Consider the following 22,982-nt stretch of genomic DNA (forward strand, 5'->3'; position numbering starts at 1 on the left):
TCATGGGTGGAGCCGGAACACCTAGCATGTTCCGGCTCCACCCATGTCTTGTGTAGGACTGTGCGCTGATTAGTCCTGAACCTTGACGGTGATTTCGACCTCGACGGGGGCGTTCATGGGAAGAACAGCCACCCCGACGGCAGCACGAGCATGGGAACCAGCCGCACCGAAAGCCTGGCCCAGCAGTTCTGAGGCGCCGTTGATGACTTGCGGTTGCCCGTAAAAATCCGGGGCCGAAGCGACGAAACCAGTCACCTTGACCACCTGAGCAACATGATCGAGGTCGCCGACCAGGTTTTTCACGGCAGCCATAGCGTTCAACACACACAGCTGTGCCAACTTTTGGCCTTCCTCGACACTGACATCAGCGCCCAGTTTTCCGGTGGCAGCCAGCTCCCCGTTCTGCAGGGGCAACTGACCAGAAGTGTAGATCAACTGACCTTCACGTAAAGCGGGCACGTAGGCAGCCAGCGGGGTGGCAACCTCGGGAAGGGTGAATCCAGCGTCCTGGAGACGGTCTTCAACTGCGGACATAAATCCTCCTCGGTATCGTTCAACATCTCAGGGGTAGAGCACGGCCACGATCTGGGTGACTAGCGTTTGGGACGCTTGAGATAAGCCACCGGAGCGTTACCATCTGGTCCCGGCAATACCGTGACGAGTTCCCATCCGTCATCGCCCCACTGATCCAGGATCTGTTTGGTGGCGTGAATAATCAACGGTAGCGTGGCGTACTCCCAGCGAGTTGGTTCCGGAGCCGACGCGGGTTCTGGTGTTTTTTGGGTTTCGGTCATCTCCCCAGGCTATAATTGAAAGGCCGTCAAGAATAGACATGACGCTCGCACTGTTTGCACCACACCCGGACACAAAACGCGAAACCGGTGGGGATTGTCACGCCTCCACCCCGGTGGCCCCGGGTCAGTAGATCACCTGACGTAGATAGAATTGCACCATGGCCAAAAAATTTGCAATGTTCGACATGGCGACCACTATGGGTAAGATTTTTGCCTTCTTCGGCGTCTCTGCTCTCTGCGGGGGGCTGGCAGCGGGACTGGCATTACCCTTGGGAATGGTTACCGGCGCTGCCGCAACGACCGGCACAGAACTGCTGGATGAGCTTCCTGCTGAACTACAGGAAGAGCCCATGTCGGTTCCCTCTCGGATCGTTGACAAGGACGGTACCGAATTGGCCACGTTTTATGCGGAAAACCGCGAACCGGTGTCCTTGGATGAGATATCTGAAGAAATGCAGCAGGCCATTATCGCCATTGAGGATGAGCGCTTCTACGAGCACTCTGGTGTGGACCCTCAGGGTCTGGCACGCGCGGTGGTCAATAATGCCACCTCCGATACCCGTCAGGGTGCTTCAACCTTGACCCAGCAGTACGTCAACAACGTGCTGGTGAACTACCAGAACCTCAACGGCCTGCGCACCACAGTGTCGGGCACCAAGACACCGGCCGATAAATTGCGTGAAATGAAGCTGGCTGTAGCGCTAGAGAAGAAGATGTCTAAAGAGCAGATCCTCGAGGGCTACCTCAACATTGTGTTGTTCTCCGGGCGGACCTATGGCGTTGAAGCTGCAGCCAACCACTTCTTCAATAAGTCTGCCTCAGAGTTGGACCTGTCGGACGCGGCGATTTTGGCCGGTATGGTGCAATCACCCAATGCGTTGAACCCCGAAACCAATCCGGAGGCCACACAGAACCGTCGCAACGTTGTCCTGCAATCAATGGAGAATGCAGGATTCATTACCACGGCAGAGAAAGAGGAAGCTCAGGCCCAAGATCTCGGGTTGGATATCACTCCAAAGAACTCCGGCTGCATCGCAGCGCAACACAGTTCGGGTTACTTTTGCGACTACGTGCAACGCCAGATCCTCAACGATCCAGCGTTCGGCCCGGACCCGGAGTCGCGTCAGCAATTACTGGACCGCGGTGGCCTGACCATCAAGACCACGCTTGATGCGAAAATGCAGAAGGCAGCTGCCGAAGAAGCGAATAAGGCCGTCCCTCGCGAAGAGACTCAGGGCTTCGGCTCCTCCATTGTGACTGTTGAGCAGGACACCGGAAATATCCGGGCCATGGCTCAAAACACTGTCTATAGCCCCGAGGATGGAGCCGGTAACACGCAGATCAACTATTCTGTCGACCACGCCGACGGTGGTGGCCAGGGATTCCAGGCCGGTTCGACTCTGAAGCCGTTTGTGTCACTGGCCTGGCTCGGTGCCGGTCACTCCATGTCCGACACGGTCAACGCCTCCCGCGATGACTACACGGGAGCGAAATTCCCCGCTTACTGCCTCGACGGAGGCAAAGCCCAGATCGGAACAGACGGCTGGAACATCAATAACACCATTGGCAACATGAAGAAACCGATGCCGATGAACTACGGTCTGTACTGGTCGATTAACACCGCTACCGTCGGTGCCGCCTTCGCCACCGATCTGTGCTCCATTACCGATATCACCGATGCTGCCGGTGTTCACGGCGCAGTGAGTGAAGAAGGTTTGGACCCGCAACACCCGTCGTTCTTGTTGGGTGCGCAGGAAGTCTCCCCGCTGACGATGGCCTCGGCCTTCTCAACCATGGGCTCCTACGGTAACTACTGTGAAGCGCGTGCCCTGACCGAGGTCACCGATGCCGCCGGCAACGAGTATGAAGTGCCACCGGTGCAGTGTAACGAGAATGTGCTGAATGAGGACCACATCGTCCAGCTGAATTCCACGCTGAAACCCATCGCTAAGGACCGTATCGCCGAAGGCAATATTGACTTTGACATTGCTGGCAAGACCGGTACAAACAACAACGAATCCTCCACGTGGTTCGTCGGCTACACCGAAGGCCTCACGACCGCCGCTTGGGTGGGTAACTACCAGTCGGTGGCCAAAACGTTGAAGGGTAACACCATCGGTGGCACCTACTACGAAGACGTGTGGGGCTCGCTGATCGCCGGTCCGATGTGGATCGACTACATGAAACAGGTCGCCGAGGACTACCCGCATGGAGAAATCCGTGATGATGGGTCGCCGAGCCCGCGAAGCATTTCCTCAGCCAAAAAGGGTGGTTCAAACTCCTCCGATGACGACGAGAACAACGAGTCCTCGGACGACCCTTCAGCAGAGTCCGCAGAGTCTTCGAACTAAGACCCTGGGGTGGTAGAGGTGATCACATCCGCGAAGCTGTGGCGCCGGTTCGCCGGTGCCACAGCCGTTACGGCCGTCGCGGGTGTTGCGAGCCTGGTATACGGCGCGTGTCTGGAGGCTCGCTGGTTTAAAATCCGTCACGAACAGGTGCCGGTCTTGCCCGCTGGTCGTCCTCGGTTGCGGGTATTACATATTGCCGATCTGCACATGGTCCCATCCAACCGTGCCAAGATCGACTTCACCCGCTCGCTGGCTGAACTAGAGCCCGATCTGGTGGTCAATATCGGTGACAATCTCGGTCACCGTGACGGTCTGAAACCGGTGCTTGATGCACTGGGTCCGCTCTTAGATCTCCCCGGAGTTTTTGTTCCCGGTTCCAACGACTATTTCGCTCCTCAGCCAGCGAATCCGCTGAAGTATTTCCGTGGGCCCTCTAGCCAGCACGGATCCGCAGCACGTTTAGCGGACCGCGAGGTCCTGCCCTACCGGGAGCTTTTTAGCGAATTTGAGCACCGGGGCTGGGTGAACCTCACTAACGCACATCACGATCTGCACCTCGCCCGTCATCGCCTCGCGGTGGCCGGCACCGATGACCCCCACCTCGACCGTGACCGCTGGCCCGGGTTTGGTTCTCAGGCGAGAACAGCAGATCTCACCCTCGGGGTCACTCATGCCCCCTATACCCGGGTACTCGATACCATGGCCGCCGACGGCGCGCAACTGATTCTGGCCGGACACACCCACGGGGGACAAATTGCTCTACCCGTGGTGGGACCGCTGGTGACTAACTGTGATTTACCACCCCGGCAAGCCGCAGGCCTGTTCGGATGGCCTGATCTCGTGCCAGGGCGGAACGCACCCGTCGAATCTGCTACGACCATCGTCAATATTTCCGCCGGTATCGGGGCGGCCCCCAAAGTTCCGGTCCGTTTTGCCTGCCGCCCCGAAGCGGTGGTGCTGGATCTTATCCCTGCGGTGTCGCGCTGAATTCTTCCCCGGTGATCCGACGGTAGGCTTCCAGGTACCGCTGACGAGTTTTCTCCACGATATGCTCAGGCAATGCGGGAGGCCGTTGCCCAGAGGCCGGGTCCCAGCCGGACTCTTCGGATCTGAGCCAGTCACGGACAAACTGCTTGTCAAAGGAGAGCTGGGGGCGTCCTGGTTCGTAATCTCCGGCGTCCCAGAACCGTGAGGAGTCCGGGGTAAGCACCTCATCACCTAAGGTGATCAATCCGGTGGAGACATCAATACCGAATTCGACCTTCGTATCGGCCAGGATGATCCCGGCGTTGCGAGCAATCTCCTCGGCCTGACGGTAGAGCTGCAGGGTCATCTCCTGCAAGCGGGCGGCCCGTAGCAAACCGACGCGTTCACTCAGCTGCTCGAAGGTGATGTTTTCATCGTGCTCGCCCACCGCTGCCTTGGCGGAAGGGGTGAAAAGAGGTGGGTCTAGACGAGAGCCGTCCACCAGCCCATCGGGTAGTGGGATACCGGTGACGGCACCGGAAGCTTGATATTCCTTCAGCCCGGAGCCGGTCAGATAGCCTCGGGCAATGCATTCGACCGGTAGCATCTGCAAACGCTTGACGATCATGGCGCGTCCGGCGACTTGCTCCGGGACGTCCACAGAGATCACATGATGCGGAATCGGATCCAGGTCTTCGGCTGGCTGGGCGAGCTGCTGGAACCACCACAACGACAGTTGGGTGAGGATTTTGCCCTTATCGGGGATACCGGGGCTGAGGATGTGGTCGAAGGCCGAAACCCGGTCGGTAGCGACCACCAGCAGGCGGTCTGATTCACCGCTGGGCTGATCGCTGGGCTCGTAGAGGTTACGGACTTTGCCGGAATAGATGTGGCGCCAGTCAGCAAGTTCAAGGACGTCGTGAGAGGTCATCATCTAACTTTCATCGCGGACGGATTGACGGTTCACGTGGACAACAGTAGCCCGGGCGGGCACGGCGTTAGTTAGGGAAGCTGAATCTCGCCAGCCACGGCACGGCGGGCGATATCGGTGCGGTACTGGCCGTCTTCAAGGTGAATTAGCTCCAGGCCCTGATAGGCCCGTTGCCGTGCCTGCGCGAGCGTGTCACCTTGACCGACAACAGCCAACACTCGTCCACCGGCGGAGAGATACTCACCGCTGTCGTTGGCGGCTGTCCCGGCGTGGAAGACGGCGACCTTCTCCAGAGCCTCAGCATCCGCAATTCCGGTCATCACCGCACCGGTGCGAGTGGTTCCCGGGTATCCCGGGGAGGCCAGCACCACTGCAACGGCGGAGGAATCAGTAAACCGCGGAGTCAGCTCCGGACGCTCGGCCAGTTCCGAGCGTGCCGCGGCGAGTAACAGCTGTCCCAGCGGTGTGGTCAATCGAGACAATACCGGCTGGGTTTCGGGGTCACCGAAGCGAGCATTGAACTCAATCACCCGGATCCCCCGGGTGGTCACAGCCAGTCCACAGTAGAGCACACCCAAAAACGGGGTGCCACGCTGGTCCATCTCAGCCAGCACCGGCCGGGCAACCTGGTCCAGCACCTGCTCGGTGAAGTTCTTCGGCAGCCAGTCCAACGGAGTGTAGGCCCCCATTCCCCCGGTATTGGGACCCTGGTCGTCGTCATGGATGCGTTTGAAGTCTTGAGCCGGACTGAGCGCAACTGCCCCGTCCGGGGTACCGTCGGCGATCACGAATACCGAAACTTCGGGCCCGTCGAGAAATTCTTCGACCACCGCGGTGGAGCCGGAGGCGAAACAGGATTCTGCGTGAGCCAGAGCAGCCGCGAGATCCTCGGTCACCACCACGCCTTTACCAGCGGCCAGCCCGTCGTCCTTGATCACGTAGGGGGCACCGAACTCCACACAAGCGGCCCGGACTTGCTCGGCGGTTTTCGCGTGCACCGAGGCAGCGGTGGGCACTCCGGCAACGGTCATGACTTGCTTGGCGAAGACCTTGGAGGATTCCAGTTGCGCAGCGGCGGCGCTGGGGCCGAAGACCGGGATGTGCACAGCTCGCAGAGCATCGGAAACCCCGGCTGCCAGAGGCGCTTCGGGGCCAATGACGACCAGGTCCGAGCCGAGCCGTTGCGCCAGTGCCACGACCTCTTCGGGGTCATTGGCGTCAATCTGGTGCACGGGGACCTCGGCCGCAATTCCGGCATTACCGGGAGCAGCATCAACCTGGGTGACGTCGGGGTCTGCCAACAGGGTACGGACCAACGCATGTTCACGCCCGCCGGGGCCTAGCACAAGAATTTTCACAGTTCCCAGGGTAGTCGTTTCCCGTCCCTGCCGTCGCGGTGCAATGACTGCGACGGGCAGACCGGGAGAAATCCACCGAGAAAAGCCCGCCAGAGTAGCTGCCAAGAATTCGCCCCGCGACGGCAGTATGGCTTTAGACTGGAAGGTATGGCAGATCAGCACGATCCCCACCACGAGCCCTCCAATGACCGCTCACGCCGGCCCGGAGACGAGTCCCGATCAAAAAGCTGGGTGCAACACCGCGCCGATTTATTCAACCAGCTCGCCCCCGGTGAATCGATGTTGCCGGACTGGGCAGCGTCCCTGTTCGTGTGGGTCATGGGTGCCCTAGCCGGTTCGATCGTCCCGTGGTTTTTATTCCGGTTGTTTACTGGCGCCCAACGTGGCGATATGACGCAAGCGACAATCAGCATCGTGTGTGGGCTGATTATTGGCACCGTAGCGCTGATCCTCTTCCGCAAAAGCAGGGCACGATGAGTTCCCGGACCTCGAACTACTCAAAACCGTTAGCCGGTACTGCGCTGGGCTCGGATTCCGTGGAGCTGGCCCAGCTGATTCGCAACGACTTTATTGAGACCCGATTTATCGGCTCCGCGGTGGTCGTCGATCGCACCGGGGCTATCCAGGCCAAGCTGGGTGATCCGGCGGCATTGATCTACCCGCGTTCGGCACTGAAACCGTTTCAGGCCTTGGCCAGTCTGCGCCACGGGGCAACGCTGGATACCGAACAGTTAGCCCTGGCAACTGGATCGCATACCGGCACGGAATACCACCAGCGACTGGCAGCGTCGATGCTGTCCGACTACGAGTTAGACAGTTCCGCACTACAGTGCCCACCGTCGTGGCCGTCTTCCCCGAAAGAAGTCGCCCGCATGGCAGCCGCTCAAGCACCAGTGCACTTGAATCCGCGACGGATTGCTCACCCGTGTTCGGGAAAGCACGCCGCATTCCTCGCGGCCAGCGTCGCCGCCGGTGACCCTGTGAAATCCTATTGCGAGCCGGGACATCCGATACAACACGAAGTGGACCGGGTGCTGGAAGAATACTTGCAAACCACCATCGCACGGCACGGCGCCGATGGGTGTGGCGCTCCGGCGGCTATCACCTCACTGACGGCCCTGGCCCGTGGGTATTCGCAGTTGGCAGCCTCGGTGCATGACCGGACGGCGGAATGGACGGCAGTGATGGTGGCCCGCTCAATGTTGGAGGCCCCTGATGCAGTGCAGTCCCCCACCGGGTTCGACTCGGTGGTGCTCAAAGAACTCCAGGTGTTGTGTAAGACCGGGTCCGAAGGGGTCGTGGCCATGGCCAGTGGCGACGGCACCGCGGTAGCGGTGAAGATGCTGTCCGGTTCCTCCCGGGCAGCCCATACCGTCGCGGCCGTGTTGCTAGCCCAGTTCAGCGACCCGCGACCGGACGTCTCCGCACTGACACAGGTGTTAGAGACGGTCTCTCCCCAGATCACCTCTGCCGGCCGCCAAGTCGGTCGCACCCGACTCTCCGATGAAGTCCTGAGGGTGATCGGTTCCTGATGGCACGTCGCAAAATTGATCTTCACCAGGGGCGAGCAGCCGTCGATGAGCTATTTAGCCATGCCGACTACGCCAGCCTCCCCCGTGCGGTACAAGCCACGGCCATCCGGTTCAGCCTCGAGGAGTTGGCCGATCGTGCCCCGGGAAAAACCGTAGAGGTCAGAGTCCCGCCGTTTGGGGTCACCCAGTGCATCGACGGCCCCGAGCACACACGGGGCACTCCCCCGAACGTGATCGAAACCAATCCTGAGACCTGGATGGAGCTCATCACCGGGGAAATCGACTGGGACCAAGCGGTGGCCTCGGGCCGGCTGCAGGCCTCCGGTTCACGAGCCGACCTCACGGATTGGTTGCCACTATTTCACCCGCCCCGCACTGCGCCACCCTCGGAAGACCGCACCTAGTCAGAACTGTTGACCGCCTTGTCCTATCGCGCTGTGCGCCAACTCGATCCTGACTGTTGCCGGCTACACACGAACCGGCGCAGAGGTTTTTCTCGCTAAACTGGGTCCCGATGTCCTCACCAGTTTCTCCACAATCCGCGCCGGATCCTGACCAGCCCGACGGATCCCCACAACCCGAGCAGGAAACTGTCGTGTTTCGTCGGGCACCCAAGATCGCCCCATTTCTCGTCGGCGGAGCGTTGCTGGGAGTCCTGGTTGCTTTGGTGATGGTCGGGATCCAAGGCACCAGCGAGGATTACACGCTGATGGCCACCCTCGGGTTCTTCGCGGTGCTGTTCGCCGTTCCCGGTGTTGCTCTCGGTGGCCTGTTGTGGCTGGTCTTGGATCGCCAATCGAAAAAACATACCCGCACCTACTATTCGCGTCCTGTCGATGATCCCCGCCAAGCTGATTATGCGGTCACCGATGACGAGTGGTCGGCATGGCGCTCCCAAACTGCCCGGCGGTTAGCCGACGAACAATTTCAAGCCCGCAAACAGGCACGCAAAAACCAGAAGAAATCCAGCTGATTAGCTCACCGGGAAGGGAAGAACTCGTGACCAGCCCAGATGATCAACACATCACCTACGCAGGCGCAGGTGTCGATGTCGAAGCCGGTGATGTTGCCGTGGCTTTGATGAAGGATGCCGTCAAAGCCACCCACGGTGAGCACGTCCTTGGCGGTTTCGGTGGCTTCGCTGGAATGTGGGATGCCTCGGCGCTGACCAGCTATTCGCGTCCGGTGCTGACCACCTCCACCGACGGGGTCGGCACTAAGGTTGCCATTGCCCAGGCGCTGGACATCCACGACACCATCGGCCAAGATTTGGTAGGCATGGTCGTTGATGACATTGTGGTGGTCGGGGCCAAGCCACTGTTCATGACCGACTACATTGCCACCGGTAAGGTCATCCCAGAGCGTATCGCCGATATTGTCCGGGGCATCGCCACCGGTTGTTCACTGGCCGAAACTGCACTGATCGGTGGTGAAACCGCAGAGCACCCCGGACTACTCGCGGAGAATGAATATGATGTGGCCGGAGCTGTGACCGGAGTGGTCGAGTCTGACCACATCCTCGGGCCAGAGAAGGTCACCTCCTCGGATGCCATCATTGCCATGGCCTCCTCGGGTATTCACTCCAACGGCTACTCTTTGGTGCGCCGGATTGTCAGCGCTCAGGGGTGGGATTATCACCAGCACCTGCCCGAATTTGGTCGGAGCCTAGGTGAAGAGCTCCTCGAGCCCACCAGAATCTATGCTTCGGTCTGTGCCGGACTGGTCGATCACCTCAATGGTGAAGCTCACCGCGCCGGAAAGCCAGCACCGTTGCACGGCTTCTCGCATGTCACCGGGGGCGGGCTAGCCGCAAACCTCGCACGTGTGTTACCTGCTGGGCTGATGGCGATCGTGGACCGCGGAACCTGGTCCATTCCCCCGGTGTTCTCGGTGCTCACCGAGGCCGGCGGTGTGCCCCAGGCCGATGCGGAACGGACCCTAAACCTGGGGGTGGGCATGGTAGCCGTGGTTGAGGCGGATCACGTTGAAAAGGCACTGGCATATCTACGCGACCACGAGGTGCCATCCTGGCAGATCGGTACTGTCGATACGCTCGACCAACAACTCATCGACAACACTGTCGCCGAAGACCTCGTGCAGGGTGCAAAGGGTGTTGACGGTGGCACGGTCGTGTTGCAGGGTACCTACGCCGTCGCTTAGGGGAACTCTTTTTTCACCTGGTCATCCAGCCACTGTAAGGCCTGGGAGGTATCGGCCCGCCACCGGAAGGTCGCCCGGGCATCTGCTCGGGAGGGGCCGGCGTTGATAATCCCCACCGGTTGGTGGCGGTGGACCATATCGAGCACCATTCGGTAGCCCGACATGACCGCCACGGAGGATCCCACCACCAACAGCGCTCCCGAGCCAGCCAACAGCTCGTTGACGCGATGGTTACGCTCAGCCGGAACGGCTTCACCGAAATAGACCACCGAGGGCTTCAACGCGGTGGAATCGCATCGCAGACAACCAACCATCTGGAACTCGTTGATCCACCGCAACTCTAGGCGTGCGTCGCCATCCGGGTTGATGTCTTCTGTGCCGGTATCGGCTCGTTGCAGAAAACCTGGATTCGCCTCTTCCAGCCGACGGTCCAAGCTCGCTCGTGATTCCACGGCCCCGCAGTTCAGGCACTGGATCTCACTCATATCACCGTGCAGAGCAACCACGGTGGAGTAATCATCGCCGAGTTCTTGAGCGGCTCGCTGATGGAGCCCGTCGACGTTCTGAGTCACGATGCCGGAAATGATGCCGGCTTGAGCCCATTGGGCCAAGACCTGATGTCCAGGGTTGGGTTGGGCATACTCCAGGTGACGCCACCCCACGAACGATCGAGCCCAATACCGGTGGCGGGCAACGGGGTCGAATCGGAACTCCTGATAGGTCATCGGGCGGTGGTGGCGCAACGAACCGTTGGGCCCCCGATAGTCGGGGATGCCAGAACCGGTCGAAATCCCGGCTCCGGTCAGCACCGCTGGGCGCAAACGGAGGAGTTGCCCGATTCCTGCTGAGGCCACCCGGTCATTTTGTAGCGGTCGGGAATCGTCGACGACGCGAGCGATGGAACGCAGGGCCGCTTGGTGGGTTGCGTAGGCCGGATGATCAACAGAGATCGCCTCATCAACGTAAGGAACCGATCGGTCTGATGAAGAGTTCATCGGATCCGATCGGTTATCAAGCGCGCTGGGCGTGGAACACCGACGCCACACAAACTACCGAGGTGACGAGTGCCCGTAGTCATCCTCGTCGTGATCGTCTTCGTCCTCGTAGACGTTGTACTTATCCGCGTAGTCAGCGTATTCGTCGCTAACCGTGGGTTCGTCATGTTTCTTCCCAGAGAGTTCTCGCTCCAGTGCTGCGAGATCGGTTGCCGGGGAAAAATACTTGATATCCCGAGCCTGACGTGCTGCTTTTGCCTTTTGACGGCCGCGCCCCATGAGCGTGACCCCCTTCGCGGTCTCTTAGCCCTCCAATGGGCACAACATAAGGCTCATGCTGGTGCCGGAGGTCATGTGTTCAAACTGGTTCGTGCTCACCAGTTTAACATGTTTTCAGGTGTTGTGCCGCCACCTATCGTGGTGCTCAACCGATAGCGAAGCATTGGCAGTAGACTGTCACATGTGTCAATTACGTCACGCTAAACTACTCATCCACCGCTGAGCACTGCCGTCTTCGGTTTTGACGAAAGGACTGGATAACCCATGACAGAGCCGGTCAACGAGGAACCGTCCCGCCGGGGTAGCAGAGCAGTGCCGTCCGAGACCAGTTCTGAACGCTCGCCTCGGTCACAGCGTCCCTCGCGTCGTGAGATGCGTCGGCGTCGTCAAAGCCGTCGCCGATGGATTCTCACCGGCGTGATCGTGCTGGTCATTCTCCTCATCGGTATCGGGGCCAGCTGGTTGATCCGATCCGGTGTCTTCGACGGAGATGACTCTCCGGAAGCCTCCGAGGACGTCTCCCGCAACCCCTCCCCTGGCTTGGATGGTGTTGTTGCCACCGAGGTGTGGCCCGAAGACCTGGAGCCCGGAGATTGTTTGACGGACTTTACCGATACTGAGTCTGTCTCGACGATCGTGGACTGCGACTACGCTCACGACGCACAGCTGGTGGGACGTCAGATTCTGTCCGAAGCGGAGACCTATCCCGGTGCGGATCAGATGCGCACCCGTGCCGACGAATTCTGCGCGGCTATTGAGCTGACCGGTTCTACCGATGCCAGCGTCGTCACCCGAGTCTCCAGCCCCTCGGAGGCGTCCTGGAATGAGACCGGTGACCGCCGAATTGACTGCTTCGTCGAAGCTGAAGAATCTGGGACTCTGACAAATTCCTTGATCGGCCAGCCGGTGTTGGATGTCGCCGAGGATCAGAACCTCTCCGAGCAGCCCTCCCGCGACAGCAACGACGCAGAAACTACCAGCGAAGAAACCAGCGCTGCCACCCAGGAGGAAACCTCTGAGGGCTAATCTCTGTAGCCTCCTGGGCACCGTAGCCTCAGCGACGCAAACGGCCAGCTACCCTGCTTGGTACAGGCTAGCTGGCCGTTGTCGCTGGTCTCTGCGGTGGTTGCTGAGCACCGCAGAGACCAGGATCAGTTCTCGGCACTCACCGCGTGGACGTCAAGCCCGTCCGGGGTCCGGTCCACTGCCACGGTGTCGCCGTCTGTGATCTCCCCGGCCAGAATCTTCTTGGCGAGTTGATCACCAATTTCGCGTTGCACCAACCGACGCAACGGACGTGCGCCGAAGGCAGGATCGTAGCCGGTATCGGCCAGCCAAGTCAGGGCAGCGTCGGCGACCTGCAAAGTGAGCCGACGTTGTGCCAGTCGCTCGCCGAGGTCTTTGACTTGCAGATCCACGATCTTGGTCAGGTCCGACAGCGAGAGTGGCTCGAACTGGATGATGTCATCCAACCGGTTGAGGAATTCGGGTTTGAAAGCCGCCCGTACTGTTGCCTCCACGGACGTCTTTTTCTCCTCCTCCGACAGCGCGGAATCCACCAGATACTGCGACCCCAGGTTCGAGGTCAGGATCAGAATGGTGTTCCGAAAGTCCACGGTCCGACCTTGACCATCGGTCAAGCGCCCATCGTCGAGAACCTGCAAGAGGATGTCGAAGATCTCCGGGTGAGCTTTTTCCACCTCGTCGAGCAATACCACCGAATACGGCCGACGTCGGACTGACTCGGTAAGCTGACCACCTTCGTCGTAACCGACATACCCCGGAGGGGCACCGACCAGTCGGGACACCGAGTGCTTCTCGGAGTACTCACTCATATCGATCCGGACCATGGCTCGGTCGTCATCGAAGAGAAACTCCGCCAGCGCCTTAGCCAGCTCGGTCTTGCCGACACCGGTGGGTCCCAGGAACATAAACGAACCGATCGGCCGATTCGGATCCGAGATTCCTGCCCGACTACGTCGCACAGCATCAGCCACAGCAGTGACCGCGGACTGTTGCCCGATCAACCGGTTGCCGATCACGTCCTCCATCTGCAGGAGCTTTTCTTGCTCGGAGGTCATCATCCGTCCAGCTGGAATGCCGGTCCAGGATTCGATGACATCGGCAATATCGTGAGCTGAGACCTGCTCAGAGACCATGGTCTCTTCGGATTTTTGGTCCTGCTCACTGGCTTCTGCGGCACGCAATTGCTGCTCGACATCAGGAATCTCACCGTAGAGTATCCGGGAGGCTTCTCCCAGATCGCCTTCACGTTGAGCCTTCTCGGCCTGCGAGCGCAATTCGTCCAGCTGAGCACGCAGGTCACCGGCCTGGTTCAGGGAGGCCTTTTCGTTCTCCCATTGGGCCGTCAGCGCGGTGAGTTTTTCCTGCTCATTGGCTTTCTCCTCACGCAGGGCAGCCAAACGCTCCACCGAGGCCTGGTCCGTTTCGCCGTCCAGGGCCATTTCCTCCATCGTCAACCGGTCGACCGCACGGCGCAACTGATCGATTTCTTCCGGGGCTGAGTCGATTTCCATCCGCAATCGGGAGGCCGCCTCGTCCACCAGGTCAATGGCCTTATCAGGCAACTGACGCTCCGTGATGTATCGATCCGAGAGGTTCGCGGCAGCCACCAACGCACTGTCGGAAATCGCGACCTTGTGGTGGGCTTCGTAGCGCTCTTTGAGACCACGGAGAATCGCAATGGTGTCGTCCACCGTGGGTTCGCCCACGTACACCTGCTGGAACCGGCGTTCCAGTGCCGGGTCTTTTTCAATATTCTCTCGGTACTCATCTAGCGTGGTCGCCCCGATCAAGCGCAACTCACCGCGGGCCAGCATGGGCTTGAGCATGTTGCCGGCATCCATCGATCCTTCCGAGGCTCCGGCACCGACCACCGTGTGGATCTCGTCGATAAAGGTCACGATTTGACCGTCGGATTTCTTGATCTCTTCTAAGACGGCTTTGAGACGTTCTTCGAATTCACCGCGGTACTTCGCACCGGCCACCATCGAGCCGAGATCGAGAGAGATCAGCTTCTTGCCTCGCAGGGACTCAGGAACGTCGCCGGCCACGATGCGTTGGGCCAGTCCTTCAACGACTGCGGTCTTACCCACACCGGGTTCACCGATCAGCACCGGGTTGTTCTTGGTCCGGCGCGAGAGCACCTGAATCAACCGTCGGACCTCGGCGTCACGACCAATAACCGGGTCTAACTTGCCAGACTCGGCTAGTTTCGTCATATCGGTGCCGTATTTTTCCAGTGCCTGGAACGTGCCTTCCGGATCAGCAGAGGTGACCCGCTGATCGCCACGCACACTTGTCAGCGCTGCACGCAACGCGTCAATCTGTGCACCGGCGTCCCGCAGGGCCACTCCAGCTTCACCGGTGTCAGCCGCCAGGCCCAGCAACAGGTGTTCAGTCGAGATGAACTCGTCCTGCAGTGAGCTGGCCTCATTCTGAGCCGCTTGGATCACCTGTAAGCCGGCACGAGAGAGCTTCGCCTGAGCCACGGAATTACCCGAGGTCTTCGGGAGTTTTTGGATTGCTGTCGAAGCAGCGGTGGACACCACATCGGGGTTAGCCCCGGCTGCTTTCAGGATGGACACTGCAATGGAACCGCGCTGGTCCATGAGTGCTTTGAGAACGTGTGCCGGTTCGATTTGGGGGTTACCGGCTGTCGAAGCGTTCATCGACGCCGCCGAGAGCACCTCTTGAGATTTTGTGGTGAACTGCGCGTCCATCACATCTCCTCCCTTGATTCATTCACGAATAATACTTGAGTCTAATTAACTCAACCCTGCGGTGGGAGGTTTTATTCCACAGGTTCCGGGTTGCAGCCGTTAGATACTGGAGCTTTCGTCCGGCGAGGCAGACTCTGTTGCTGAGGAGGTATCGTCAACTTCTGCGGGGTCCACGAGCTGCTCGAGACGTTGAATCTGCTCGGTATAGAGACTCAACGCGTCGTCGGGGCTGATGTTATTGGCCACAATATAGACGTGGTATTGTCCACCCACGGAACCACCACCGAGATAGAGGTTCTCGAGGTCATCATCACGACTGGCTTTAATGCCCACGTGCACCGCGTGCAAGGATTCCAGTTGTTCGAAGGTCGCTTCGGCTCCGTCGACGCTATCGGATTCGATGGTGTCGCAACTTTCGGCAACCTCGGAGAACAACTTCATTGGCCGGGTTTCCTCAGCGGTTTCAAACACCATGATCTCCACGTGTGGTTCTCCGGAGAGCTCCTGGGTCTCGGGACCGTCGGAGCTAGTATCCGAGGTTTCCTCAGATTCGGAGGGCGACGGGGAGTCAGAGGCGTCGGCGCCATAGTCGTATACGCCGGTTACACCGTGCGATACCTGTGAGGTGTAGGAGTTGACCGCATCAATCGCCTCACCACATGTACCCTCGGGTTCAAAACCGGTCAGTGTCAGGTAGAGGCTCAATGGCTGGCTCTGGAAACTTTCAATCGAAAACTCGGTAGCTCCCCCCTCAGGCAAATGTTCTGCCGGAATCAGGATTTCCGATAGGTCATCACGGCTGGTTTCGACAGACGATTCATCACTGGGAGAACTAGACGTATTGGCCGAGTCCTCCGGTTCCGGACCGCCTTCTTCTGTTTGACAACCGCTCAGGGCCAGCCCAAGACTCAGGAACAGGGCGCTCAGCACCATAGGATGCAACGGTGAGGAGGGAACGTGACCGCGTTTCTTCATAGTCAATTTCATAGTCAATATCGTACCGTCTTATCCCATACCCCCAGCAGTATCGACGCGGTACCTGTCCTTGGCCCTGCACGTTCTCTCGGCTGACCGGCGATGATTCGATAGGCTCATATTATGCCTCTCACCCGCCGGTTGGCCAGGAAACAACGTCAGACGTATCAAAACCCTCGGCCCACCGTCTGGTTCGTACTGCGTTGTACGATCACGCGACTACTCGAACTTCAGGTGTGGGATGTTGCTGCCACGATGACGTTCTTTCTGTTGCTCTCGGTCCTGCCGGCCCTGATTGTTTTGGTCTCGGTCGTCTCACTTCTCGGTTTGGCCGATGAAACCATCGGGACGGTCGCCGAGCTCATTCACGAGTTGATTCCGACACTAGATACCGAGGTCATTACCACGACCTTGATGGCTTTTTCAGAAACATCTGGTTCTGTCCTGACGATTGTGATCAGCATTTTGGGATCGATTTTCTCAGCCGGACGAGTCATTGCCGCCTTCCACCGCGCCATGAATACCCTCTACGGGACCCGCGAGGGACGTAACTTCTTCATGATGCGCGCGGTGGTCTTCGTCGAAACCATTGTGCTGATGGTGTCCTCACTGGCCTTGGTCGGTTTGATCATTATTGGAGGCGACTTCTCCCGTCGCATCGGTGGGATGCTGAACCTCTCCGAAGAATCGGTCAATGCTTGGAATACGATCAAATGGCCCATCCTCCTGCTGGTGTTGATCTTGCTGATTACAGCCGCCTACTACCGCGGGCCCAATGTGAATCTGCCCCGTTACCGGTTTATCACTGCGGGCGGGGCATTCACCGTGCTCACACTGTTCGCCGGACTAGTCCTCACCGGATGGTTGCTAGAGAACTTCTCCATCTTTGACGGAGTACTCGACACCTTCTACGGAACGATTTACGTGATCCTGTTTCTCTGGGTCGGTGCGATCGTGATGATTGCTGGGGCCGCCTGGGATGCTGAGTATCTGCGCGCCAAGCAGTTGGCCGAGGGATTGCCCGCATGGGACCGGCTGCAGTTGTCTCCCGAACACACTCGACAGCTCGAGGTCCTGGACTACCGGTCGCGGTTCACCGACTATGTCGGCCACGTCGTGGTTCATTCGGTGCACACTGAAGAACCCTTCACCACTTTGAAGACCGCGCAATTAGCCGAGAATAAAAGTATTTTCGCCATCAATAGGCCCCGCAGGTCCAGCTCGACCGGAAAGCCCTACCGGTCCGTCTTTGTTCCCGAGGATTTCGGAGACAACATCTATGAGGGTCAACGAGTTCATCCAGAGACCGGGGCACGGTTGGTCTATCCGCCCCAGCGACCAACCCGGTCCAATATCAACGAACGTCGCCAGCAACTTCAAGAAGACTCCAGCGGCTTCGAAGAAAGAACAGGAGACTAGTTCATGAACCTCTTGGCTGAATCATCCGGCTGCCCTTTACCCGACCACAACACCTGGCGTTCTATGATCGCTCGCGACCCGGAACATTCGGTGCGCTATGCGCAACGATGGCGTGACCTCGACCGTGAGGGGAAAGACCTTGACGGTGAGGCCCGACTGGTGGATGCGTTAGCCGATCGATCCAGCCGAATCCTGGATGCTGGGTGTGGGACCGGACGGACCGGAGGCTATCTTGCCACCCGCGGGCATACTGTCATTGGCCTTGATCTGGACGAGTACTTGATTGACGTGGCCCGTGAGGATTTCCCGAATGGTCGCTGGCATGTAGCCGATCTGGAGCAACTACCGGCCAGCCTGTCAGCACAAGCTCGACTCGATCTGTCTGAACCGTTTGATCTCATCGTTTCGGCGGGCAACGTTATGGGCTTTTTGTCGAAGAACGGTCGGCACCCCGCTCTCACGAGCCTCTGTCAGCTACTGGCACCGCAGGCACACTCGCGCGCAATCATTGGCTTCGGCGCCGGCCGTGGCTGGGACTTCCGAGATTTTCTTACCGAGGCTAGAGCCTGTGGCTTTGACATCGAGCAACTATTCTCCTCCTGGCAAGCCCACCCCTTTAACGAGGACTCCGATTTCTTGGTCGCGGTGCTGACTCGATCCGATCAGTCAGCCACAGCCAAGTGCCAGAATAGCAGTGCGGGATGAGACCTCCACAGAAGTCCCATCCCGCACCGGTGACAACTACACCTCTGCTGTGCCTATCACAGCAAGAGTCTCTCAGACTTAGCCAAGATTCAGGTTGCTAGCAACTTTCTTGGAGCCTTTCTTCGCCTTTTTGGCAGCCTTCTTCAGGGCTTCTTTCTGCTCCTGACGGGCCTGCTTACGATCGGTTTTGAACTTCTGGCGAGCTTCTTCGATCGCTTCGACTTTCTGGTCGGTGGCTTCCTGGATAGCTTCTACTCGATCGTCTTTGGCAGCCGAGATCTTCTTGGCCCGCTTGGCCGCGGCCTTCTTTTTCTTACCGCCTCGGTTGAACAGCGAGTCCAGAGTGATGGCGATACCGCTACCCAAGAACAGGATGTCCTTAGCAACCGCAGTACCCGACTCGGAAGGACGGATGCCGTCGGATTCAGTCATTTCTGGGGTGTTCAGGTACATCGAAACCAAACCACCGGAGAAGGCGGACAGGGCAGCACCAGCGACCCAACCAGGAACCATCGGAACCAGCAACGAAGCACCCACACCAATCTCGGTGGTGGTAATGAACTTCTTGAACTCTTCGCCGGACATATCTTTCACAGCAGGGACACCGCGGGCAGCCATGTCGCGCAGACCTTCAGCTTGTTCATCGGAGATCTTGCGCTTATTCAGCCCGGAGTTCAGCACAAATGCGCCGGCCGCTAGGCGGAGAGGGATTTGAACAATGCTCATCGGAAGTCCTTCCTCAAGAAACGTTTTCCGGATCCCACTTTATAGGGTTTGCACTGGAAATATCACGACCCTTCTCACAATTTCGGCTGAGCGAGGATATTAACCGGCCTAAACTGATGGGGATGACCTCTTCAGACTCTTCACGTACCTCTGACAACGCTATTCCGGAGAAATATCATCGGACTCCGGTGTCTTTTGTACGTCGTTCAACGAAGCTCTCCCCTAACCGCCAAAAGCTCTGGGATGAATCGCTGGGCCAGTGGATCGTCGATGTGCCACGGCATCACACCTCGATGTCGGTAGACCCTAATTTTGTGATTTCACCGTCTGCACTCTTCGGCCGTGACGCTGAGCTCGTGATCGACATCGGGATTGGTCACGGGGAATCCACCATCGCCGGCGCGAAGGCCCACCCGGAACGTGATTTTCTGGCCGTGGAGGTCTATACGCCAGGATTAGGTAAACTCCTCGCAGCGATGGTGGACGAGGGGCTCGACAATATCCGGGGAATTGAGGCCAACGCCCCGGAGGTCATTGACGCTATAGAAGGCCAGGCCCAGGAGGTCTGGGTTTTCTTCCCCGATCCGTGGCAAAAAGCCCGGTATCACAAGCGTCGGCTGATTCAGACCGGTTTCGTCACCAAACTTGCCACCGTGCTACGTCCAGGAGGCACTCTACGGCTGGCCACTGATTGGTCCAATTACGCCGAGCAAATGCGCGCCGTCATGGACCAGCACCCGAAATTCACGAATCTTCATCCGCACCGTTTGCGCGGCCCAGACTCTCCGTTGACACGTGCGAAGCGTGAGGGCACTGATAATAACCAGCCCGTACAAGAAGCCGAAGCTCTGGATACCATCGGTGGCTGGGCACCACGATTTACAACCCGTCCGGTCACTAGTTTCGAGCGGAAAGCAACTGAGGCAGGTCGCTATATTTTCGACTTGTGCTATCAACGCGTGGCAGATCACTAACCAACGTCTGCTCTCGGCGGCTAACGGCCATCGCACGGCTCGCGTAGCTGTTGTTCGCTGATCCCGCCTAGTCTCTTCACGCGACGTCGTGCCACTTCGTTTTACGGAGCAGGTAGCAGTCCGCCCACGAGGTCACCTGCATCAGGTGGCCCCGCGGGCGGACTATTTAGAGTACCGGGTCAGTGATTAGTGAGCCCGGCGACGGGTCAGCAAGATGCCTGCCAATACCAGTCCAGTTGCCAGTAGCATGATCGCTACGACGCCGGCACCGGTGGATGCCAGTGCACCACCCTTGTCCGAGTCAGACTTGGACTGATCCTCACCAGCGACCTGGTCGCCCTGGTTCTCAGTTGACTCGTCGCCATCCTTGGATGGATCCTGAGCACCGTCGGAAGTGTCCTCGGTCGAGTCTTCGGTGGTAGCATCCGTCGGCTCCCCAGTGCCCTCAGTCGGACCCTCGGTACCCTCAGTCGGAGCCTCGGTAGGCACCTCAGTGGGCTCCCCAGTGCCCTCCGTCGGATCCTCAGTACCCTCAGTCGGCTCCTCAGTGCCCTCCGTCGGATCCTCGGTACCCTCAGTGGGCTCCTCGGTGGGCTCTTCAGTCGGCTCCTCGGTGGGCTCTTCAGTCGGTTCATCGGTAGCAGTCAACCGCAGCCCGAAGACTACAGGATCGTGATCAGAAGAACGGAATTCGTTCGGCTCGTAGATCTCCGACTGTGCAGGATCGGTGTTGTATCGGGTTTCGTAACCGAGAATTGGCACCTCGTCGGAGTTGATGTTCCAGGACGCAGCGCCAGTGACGAATGGCTCCAAGGAGTCGTGTGCTAGTGCGTAATCCAGGTAGCCCAGCTGGCCGTCGAAGACGTAGGAGTAAGCGTATTCACCCTCGTACTTCTTCTTGAGGTCCACGATTCCGCCATCGGTGAGGGTGGTAATGGGGTTCTCATGGTCGTATGCGTTCAGGTCGCCCATAATGACCGGCTTGGGCATGTCCTTGGACCAGTCCACTAGCGCCTTGGCGGCCTCGGTGCGTACCGGATCGCAGTTACCGACGAGGTGGGTGTTATCAGCTTCGTTACCGCACTCGGAGCCCTTGGACTTCAAGTGGTTGGTGATCACGGTGAACTCGCCTAGCTCGTTATCTGCACCGTCTTCGGTGTTGATAGTAAAGGTCTGAGCCAAAGCGGGGCGGTTACGACGGGTGTCAAACCGGGCATCCACGCTAGTATCTAGCACCTGGTGACTACCGAAAGGGGTGACCACATCGGGCTTATACATCATGGCAGTGGTGATCGCATCGGTACCCAGCTTGCCTGTTTCCACGGCGACGTAGCGCTCTTCGCCCAAGTACTCGTTGACACCGTCAACAAGATTTTGCAATGCCACATTCGAGTTATTCTCGATTTCCATGAAGCCCACAACGTCGGCGTCCATCTTGGCGATAGCGGTTACCAGCTTTTCTTTCTGGCGCTGGAACTCTTCCTCGTTGCGAGCCCCACGTTCATTGAAGGTGGTGAAGTAGTTCAGCACGTTGAAGGCAGCAACCTTGATGTCTCCACCCACCTCGGGTACCTCGGTGTCACGCGGGTTCGCGGCAAGGTGCTCGGCAGCCTCGGTGCGCTGAATCTTCCAGCTGTTGTTGCGGTAATCCATCACACCGGTGATGTTGTTGAACTGATCCCCACCGCGGAAGATGTTGTCCACGGTGAAGGGCTCGCCATTGGGGTGCATAGCCGGGTGCACGTTCTGGATCGAGTTGCGGTCATCAATGGTGAGGCGGTTGGCCTGGTTGGATTCGTACAGCTCTTCGGCCTCGGCAGAATCCGGGGCATGAATAGCGGTCGGCGTATACTGGCGCTGCGGTCCCACGACGATCTCACCGAACCGAGCGAACTGGTAGGTCTCCAGTACGACCGATTCAGCAACATTGACACGCATGCCCTCCAGGTGCTCCAGGTCGTCTTCCACCGGGAAGGTGATCTCGACCGGCTCGGGAAGCTCAGCGGTATCGCACTCGGTGACAGTGGTCTTCGAGAGCTGGGTCTGCTCATAGTACTCACCGGCGGTGCCGGCCACAGTCACCACGGTGCCGTTCTCGGGTGCATCGTGACCGGGATTGTGAATAAACAGGCCCTCGGAGGTCTGGTCGTTGTCATCGACATCATCGGGGAGCGACTGGATCCAGAAACCGTTGGAACCCCCAGATTTATTCCAGAAGTCACCGATAACCACACCACGGACGGTCACGTTCTGGCCTTTGAGCGGCGTTTCCGTGCCTTCACCCTGCACTTGGTTAATCGGGGTGGCCTCCGCCTGGCAAACCTCGGTGGGCTGATCGGTCGGGGTCGGCGTCGAAGTTTCCGTCGGGTCTTCGGAGGGTTGTTCACCGTTTGGTTCACCCGGGGTGCTGGCCACTTCAAAGTCACCCCGAGGCTGGTCGGTGTTACCGGGCAGACCAGCACCGTTGTAGGCGTTCGGCACCCAGGTGTCAGATCCATCAGGAACCCGGGAGGCGCCACCCAGTGCACCGGTGTAGCCCTCGAAGGTCGAGGCGCGCAATTCAGTTCCGTAGGCCAAGTCGCCATGATCTCCGTCGTGGATTCCGACAGCGTCCAGAACCTCAAAGTTGACGTCGGCGTCAATCTCACCGTTGCGGTCAGCGTCGACCACAGCGTTGGTGCCCGGGTTGCCGCGTACCAGCAACAAGCTCAGTGACCCGTTCTGCAAGCCATTCTGCGGAACGGTGAGCAACCCGCGGCCGTCGGCGTCATAGTCAAGACCACTGGCGTCGTAGTTGTGCACGACGTTGCCCTGGTTATTATTGCTATCGCCCTCAACGCCCAGGATGCGTAGCTCGGTCGTGTCGAATCCTTCAGGGATCAGGATTTCAACGAACTCGTAGGTATCTGTTCCCTGTTCATCGGTGACAAATTCATTGATCACCGGTTCGTCAACGACGGCTGCCTGGCTGATCTGGGATAACCCCACCAGTGCCGAGGCGCTCAGTGCTGATGCTGTCAGAACAGCAACAACTTTGTTGCGCACGCTCATGTACCCTCCTCAAGGCAAGTAAT

General features: G+C 58.9%; 21 protein-coding genes. 11 read left to right on the plus strand and 10 right to left on the minus strand.

Features of this window, described 5'->3' with window-relative positions; all coding sequences use genetic code 11:
• Positions 1–69: 69 nt before the first annotated feature.
• Positions 70–534, minus strand: a complete 465-nt coding sequence (locus tag DCC24_RS00890) for a RidA family protein (RefSeq protein ID WP_110098020.1) — start codon at positions 532–534, stop codon at positions 70–72.
• 59 nt (positions 535–593) lie between these two features.
• The gene (locus DCC24_RS00895) at positions 594–794 is read right to left on the minus strand and encodes a hypothetical protein (RefSeq protein ID WP_110098021.1); all 201 of its coding nucleotides are present in this window, start codon (positions 792–794) and stop codon (positions 594–596) included.
• 158 nt (positions 795–952) lie between these two features.
• On the opposite strand from DCC24_RS00895, the gene DCC24_RS00900 reads away from it, so the two are divergent.
• Both DCC24_RS00900 and DCC24_RS00905 read left to right on the plus strand, forming a co-directional pair.
• Positions 953–3,145 carry a transglycosylase domain-containing protein gene (locus DCC24_RS00900; protein WP_110098022.1) on the plus strand — a complete coding sequence of 731 codons (2,193 nt, stop codon included), beginning with the start codon at positions 953–955 and terminating at the stop codon, positions 3,143–3,145.
• 18 nt (positions 3,146–3,163) lie between these two features.
• Entirely contained in the window at positions 3,164–4,132 is a 969-nt protein-coding gene (locus DCC24_RS00905; protein ID WP_369859658.1) for a metallophosphoesterase, read from the plus strand.
• Here DCC24_RS00905 and DCC24_RS00910 read toward each other — a convergent pair.
• The gene (locus tag DCC24_RS00910) at positions 4,110–5,045 is read right to left on the minus strand and encodes a phosphoribosylaminoimidazolesuccinocarboxamide synthase (protein WP_110098023.1); all 936 of its coding nucleotides are present in this window, start codon (positions 5,043–5,045) and stop codon (positions 4,110–4,112) included. The genes DCC24_RS00905 and DCC24_RS00910 overlap by 23 nt on opposite strands.
• A 68-nt stretch (positions 5,046–5,113) precedes the next feature.
• Positions 5,114–6,400: a phosphoribosylamine--glycine ligase gene (gene purD, locus DCC24_RS00915; RefSeq protein ID WP_110098193.1), complete on the minus strand. Its 1,287-nt coding sequence runs from the start codon at positions 6,398–6,400 to the stop codon at positions 5,114–5,116.
• A gap of 147 nt (positions 6,401–6,547) precedes the next feature.
• Between purD and DCC24_RS00920 the strand changes: the two genes are divergently transcribed.
• The 5 genes from DCC24_RS00920 (at position 6,548) to purM (ending at position 10,092) form a co-directional block, all read left to right on the plus strand.
• Positions 6,548–6,877, plus strand: a complete 330-nt coding sequence (locus tag DCC24_RS00920) for a hypothetical protein (RefSeq protein WP_110098024.1) — start codon at positions 6,548–6,550, stop codon at positions 6,875–6,877.
• Positions 6,874–7,932, plus strand: a complete 1,059-nt coding sequence (locus tag DCC24_RS00925) for an asparaginase (RefSeq protein ID WP_110098025.1) — start codon at positions 6,874–6,876, stop codon at positions 7,930–7,932. Before DCC24_RS00920 ends, DCC24_RS00925 begins: the two co-directional genes overlap by 4 nt.
• Complete coding sequence (locus tag DCC24_RS00930; RefSeq protein ID WP_110098026.1) at positions 7,932–8,336, plus strand: sterol carrier family protein; 405 nt, start codon at positions 7,932–7,934, stop codon at positions 8,334–8,336. Before DCC24_RS00925 ends, DCC24_RS00930 begins: the two co-directional genes overlap by 1 nt.
• Positions 8,337–8,446: 110 nt before the next feature.
• Positions 8,447–8,905: a hypothetical protein gene (locus DCC24_RS11920; RefSeq protein ID WP_146206239.1), complete on the plus strand. Its 459-nt coding sequence runs from the start codon at positions 8,447–8,449 to the stop codon at positions 8,903–8,905.
• A gap of 26 nt (positions 8,906–8,931) precedes the next feature.
• A complete protein-coding gene (gene purM, locus DCC24_RS00940; RefSeq protein WP_233242949.1) occupies positions 8,932–10,092 on the plus strand; it encodes a phosphoribosylformylglycinamidine cyclo-ligase in 1,161 nt (386 codons plus the stop codon).
• Here the strand turns inward: purM and DCC24_RS00945 are convergent.
• Positions 10,089–11,087: a Sir2 family NAD-dependent protein deacetylase gene (locus DCC24_RS00945; RefSeq protein ID WP_110098029.1), complete on the minus strand. Its 999-nt coding sequence runs from the start codon at positions 11,085–11,087 to the stop codon at positions 10,089–10,091. The two genes, purM and DCC24_RS00945, sit on opposite strands and share 4 nt — an antisense overlap.
• A 54-nt stretch (positions 11,088–11,141) precedes the next feature.
• Positions 11,142–11,366 (minus strand): DUF3073 domain-containing protein, encoded by a 225-nt coding sequence (locus DCC24_RS00950; RefSeq protein WP_110098030.1) that lies wholly within the window; start codon positions 11,364–11,366, stop codon positions 11,142–11,144.
• A 264-nt stretch (positions 11,367–11,630) separates the two neighbouring features.
• Here DCC24_RS00950 and DCC24_RS00955 point away from each other — a divergent pair, with 264 nt between their 5' ends.
• Positions 11,631–12,392 carry a septum formation family protein gene (locus DCC24_RS00955; protein WP_110098031.1) on the plus strand — a complete coding sequence of 254 codons (762 nt, stop codon included), beginning with the start codon at positions 11,631–11,633 and terminating at the stop codon, positions 12,390–12,392.
• A gap of 125 nt (positions 12,393–12,517) precedes the next feature.
• Here DCC24_RS00955 and clpB read toward each other — a convergent pair whose 3' ends face one another.
• Positions 12,518–15,109, minus strand: coding sequence for an ATP-dependent chaperone ClpB (clpB, locus tag DCC24_RS00960; RefSeq protein WP_110098032.1), 2,592 nt, complete (start codon positions 15,107–15,109; stop codon positions 12,518–12,520).
• 99 nt (positions 15,110–15,208) lie between these two features.
• A complete protein-coding gene (locus tag DCC24_RS00965; RefSeq protein WP_146206240.1) occupies positions 15,209–16,096 on the minus strand; it encodes a hypothetical protein in 888 nt (295 codons plus the stop codon).
• A 111-nt stretch (positions 16,097–16,207) separates the two neighbouring features.
• Between DCC24_RS00965 and DCC24_RS00970 the strand changes: the two genes are divergently transcribed.
• Both DCC24_RS00970 and DCC24_RS00975 read left to right on the plus strand, forming a co-directional pair.
• Positions 16,208–17,503, plus strand: coding sequence for a YihY/virulence factor BrkB family protein (locus DCC24_RS00970; RefSeq protein ID WP_110098034.1), 1,296 nt, complete (start codon positions 16,208–16,210; stop codon positions 17,501–17,503).
• Between the two features lie 3 nt (positions 17,504–17,506).
• Positions 17,507–18,208, plus strand: a complete 702-nt coding sequence (locus DCC24_RS00975; RefSeq protein ID WP_110098035.1) for a bifunctional 2-polyprenyl-6-hydroxyphenol methylase/3-demethylubiquinol 3-O-methyltransferase UbiG — start codon at positions 17,507–17,509, stop codon at positions 18,206–18,208.
• A gap of 78 nt (positions 18,209–18,286) precedes the next feature.
• On the opposite strand, the gene DCC24_RS00980 is transcribed toward DCC24_RS00975, so the two are convergent.
• Entirely contained in the window at positions 18,287–18,934 is a 648-nt protein-coding gene (locus DCC24_RS00980) for a hypothetical protein (RefSeq protein ID WP_110098036.1), read from the minus strand.
• 122 nt (positions 18,935–19,056) lie between these two features.
• On the opposite strand from DCC24_RS00980, the gene trmB reads away from it, so the two are divergent.
• Entirely contained in the window at positions 19,057–19,908 is an 852-nt protein-coding gene (gene trmB, locus DCC24_RS00985; protein WP_158524561.1) for a tRNA (guanosine(46)-N7)-methyltransferase TrmB, read from the plus strand.
• Positions 19,909–20,094: 186 nt separating this feature from the next.
• On the opposite strand, the gene DCC24_RS00990 is transcribed toward trmB, so the two are convergent.
• Positions 20,095–22,959 carry an ExeM/NucH family extracellular endonuclease gene (locus tag DCC24_RS00990; protein WP_110098037.1) on the minus strand — a complete coding sequence of 955 codons (2,865 nt, stop codon included), beginning with the start codon at positions 22,957–22,959 and terminating at the stop codon, positions 20,095–20,097.
• Positions 22,960–22,982 lie beyond the last annotated feature (23 nt).

The sequence above is a fragment of the Auritidibacter sp. NML100628 genome, from assembly GCF_003185985.1.
Taxonomy (GTDB): domain Bacteria; phylum Actinomycetota; class Actinomycetes; order Actinomycetales; family Micrococcaceae; genus Auritidibacter; species Auritidibacter ignavus.

What these genes read in the sequence shown, in the direction of transcription:
- DCC24_RS00890 (WP_110098020.1), bottom strand. Translation starts at nt 534, where the DNA reads ATGTCCGCAGTTGAAGACCGTCTCCAGGACGCTGGATTCACCCTTCCC.
- DCC24_RS00895 (WP_110098021.1), bottom strand. Translation starts at nt 794, where the DNA reads ATGACCGAAACCCAAAAAACACCAGAACCCGCGTCGGCTCCGGAACCA.
- DCC24_RS00900 (WP_110098022.1), top strand. Translation starts at nt 953, where the DNA reads ATGGCCAAAAAATTTGCAATGTTCGACATGGCGACCACTATGGGTAAG.
- DCC24_RS00910 (WP_110098023.1), bottom strand. Translation starts at nt 5,045, where the DNA reads ATGATGACCTCTCACGACGTCCTTGAACTTGCTGACTGGCGCCACATC.
- DCC24_RS00920 (WP_110098024.1), top strand. Translation starts at nt 6,548, where the DNA reads ATGGCAGATCAGCACGATCCCCACCACGAGCCCTCCAATGACCGCTCA.
- DCC24_RS00925 (WP_110098025.1), top strand. Translation starts at nt 6,874, where the DNA reads ATGAGTTCCCGGACCTCGAACTACTCAAAACCGTTAGCCGGTACTGCG.
- DCC24_RS00930 (WP_110098026.1), top strand. Translation starts at nt 7,932, where the DNA reads ATGGCACGTCGCAAAATTGATCTTCACCAGGGGCGAGCAGCCGTCGAT.
- DCC24_RS11920 (WP_146206239.1), top strand. Translation starts at nt 8,447, where the DNA reads ATGTCCTCACCAGTTTCTCCACAATCCGCGCCGGATCCTGACCAGCCC.
- DCC24_RS00945 (WP_110098029.1), bottom strand. Translation starts at nt 11,087, where the DNA reads ATGAACTCTTCATCAGACCGATCGGTTCCTTACGTTGATGAGGCGATC.
- DCC24_RS00950 (WP_110098030.1), bottom strand. Translation starts at nt 11,366, where the DNA reads ATGGGGCGCGGCCGTCAAAAGGCAAAAGCAGCACGTCAGGCTCGGGAT.
- DCC24_RS00955 (WP_110098031.1), top strand. Translation starts at nt 11,631, where the DNA reads ATGACAGAGCCGGTCAACGAGGAACCGTCCCGCCGGGGTAGCAGAGCA.
- clpB (WP_110098032.1), bottom strand. Translation starts at nt 15,109, where the DNA reads ATGGACGCGCAGTTCACCACAAAATCTCAAGAGGTGCTCTCGGCGGCG.
- DCC24_RS00965 (WP_146206240.1), bottom strand. Translation starts at nt 16,096, where the DNA reads ATGAAATTGACTATGAAGAAACGCGGTCACGTTCCCTCCTCACCGTTG.
- DCC24_RS00970 (WP_110098034.1), top strand. Translation starts at nt 16,208, where the DNA reads ATGCCTCTCACCCGCCGGTTGGCCAGGAAACAACGTCAGACGTATCAA.
- DCC24_RS00975 (WP_110098035.1), top strand. Translation starts at nt 17,507, where the DNA reads ATGAACCTCTTGGCTGAATCATCCGGCTGCCCTTTACCCGACCACAAC.
- DCC24_RS00980 (WP_110098036.1), bottom strand. Translation starts at nt 18,934, where the DNA reads ATGAGCATTGTTCAAATCCCTCTCCGCCTAGCGGCCGGCGCATTTGTG.
- trmB (WP_158524561.1), top strand. Translation starts at nt 19,057, where the DNA reads ATGACCTCTTCAGACTCTTCACGTACCTCTGACAACGCTATTCCGGAG.
- DCC24_RS00990 (WP_110098037.1), bottom strand. Translation starts at nt 22,959, where the DNA reads ATGAGCGTGCGCAACAAAGTTGTTGCTGTTCTGACAGCATCAGCACTG.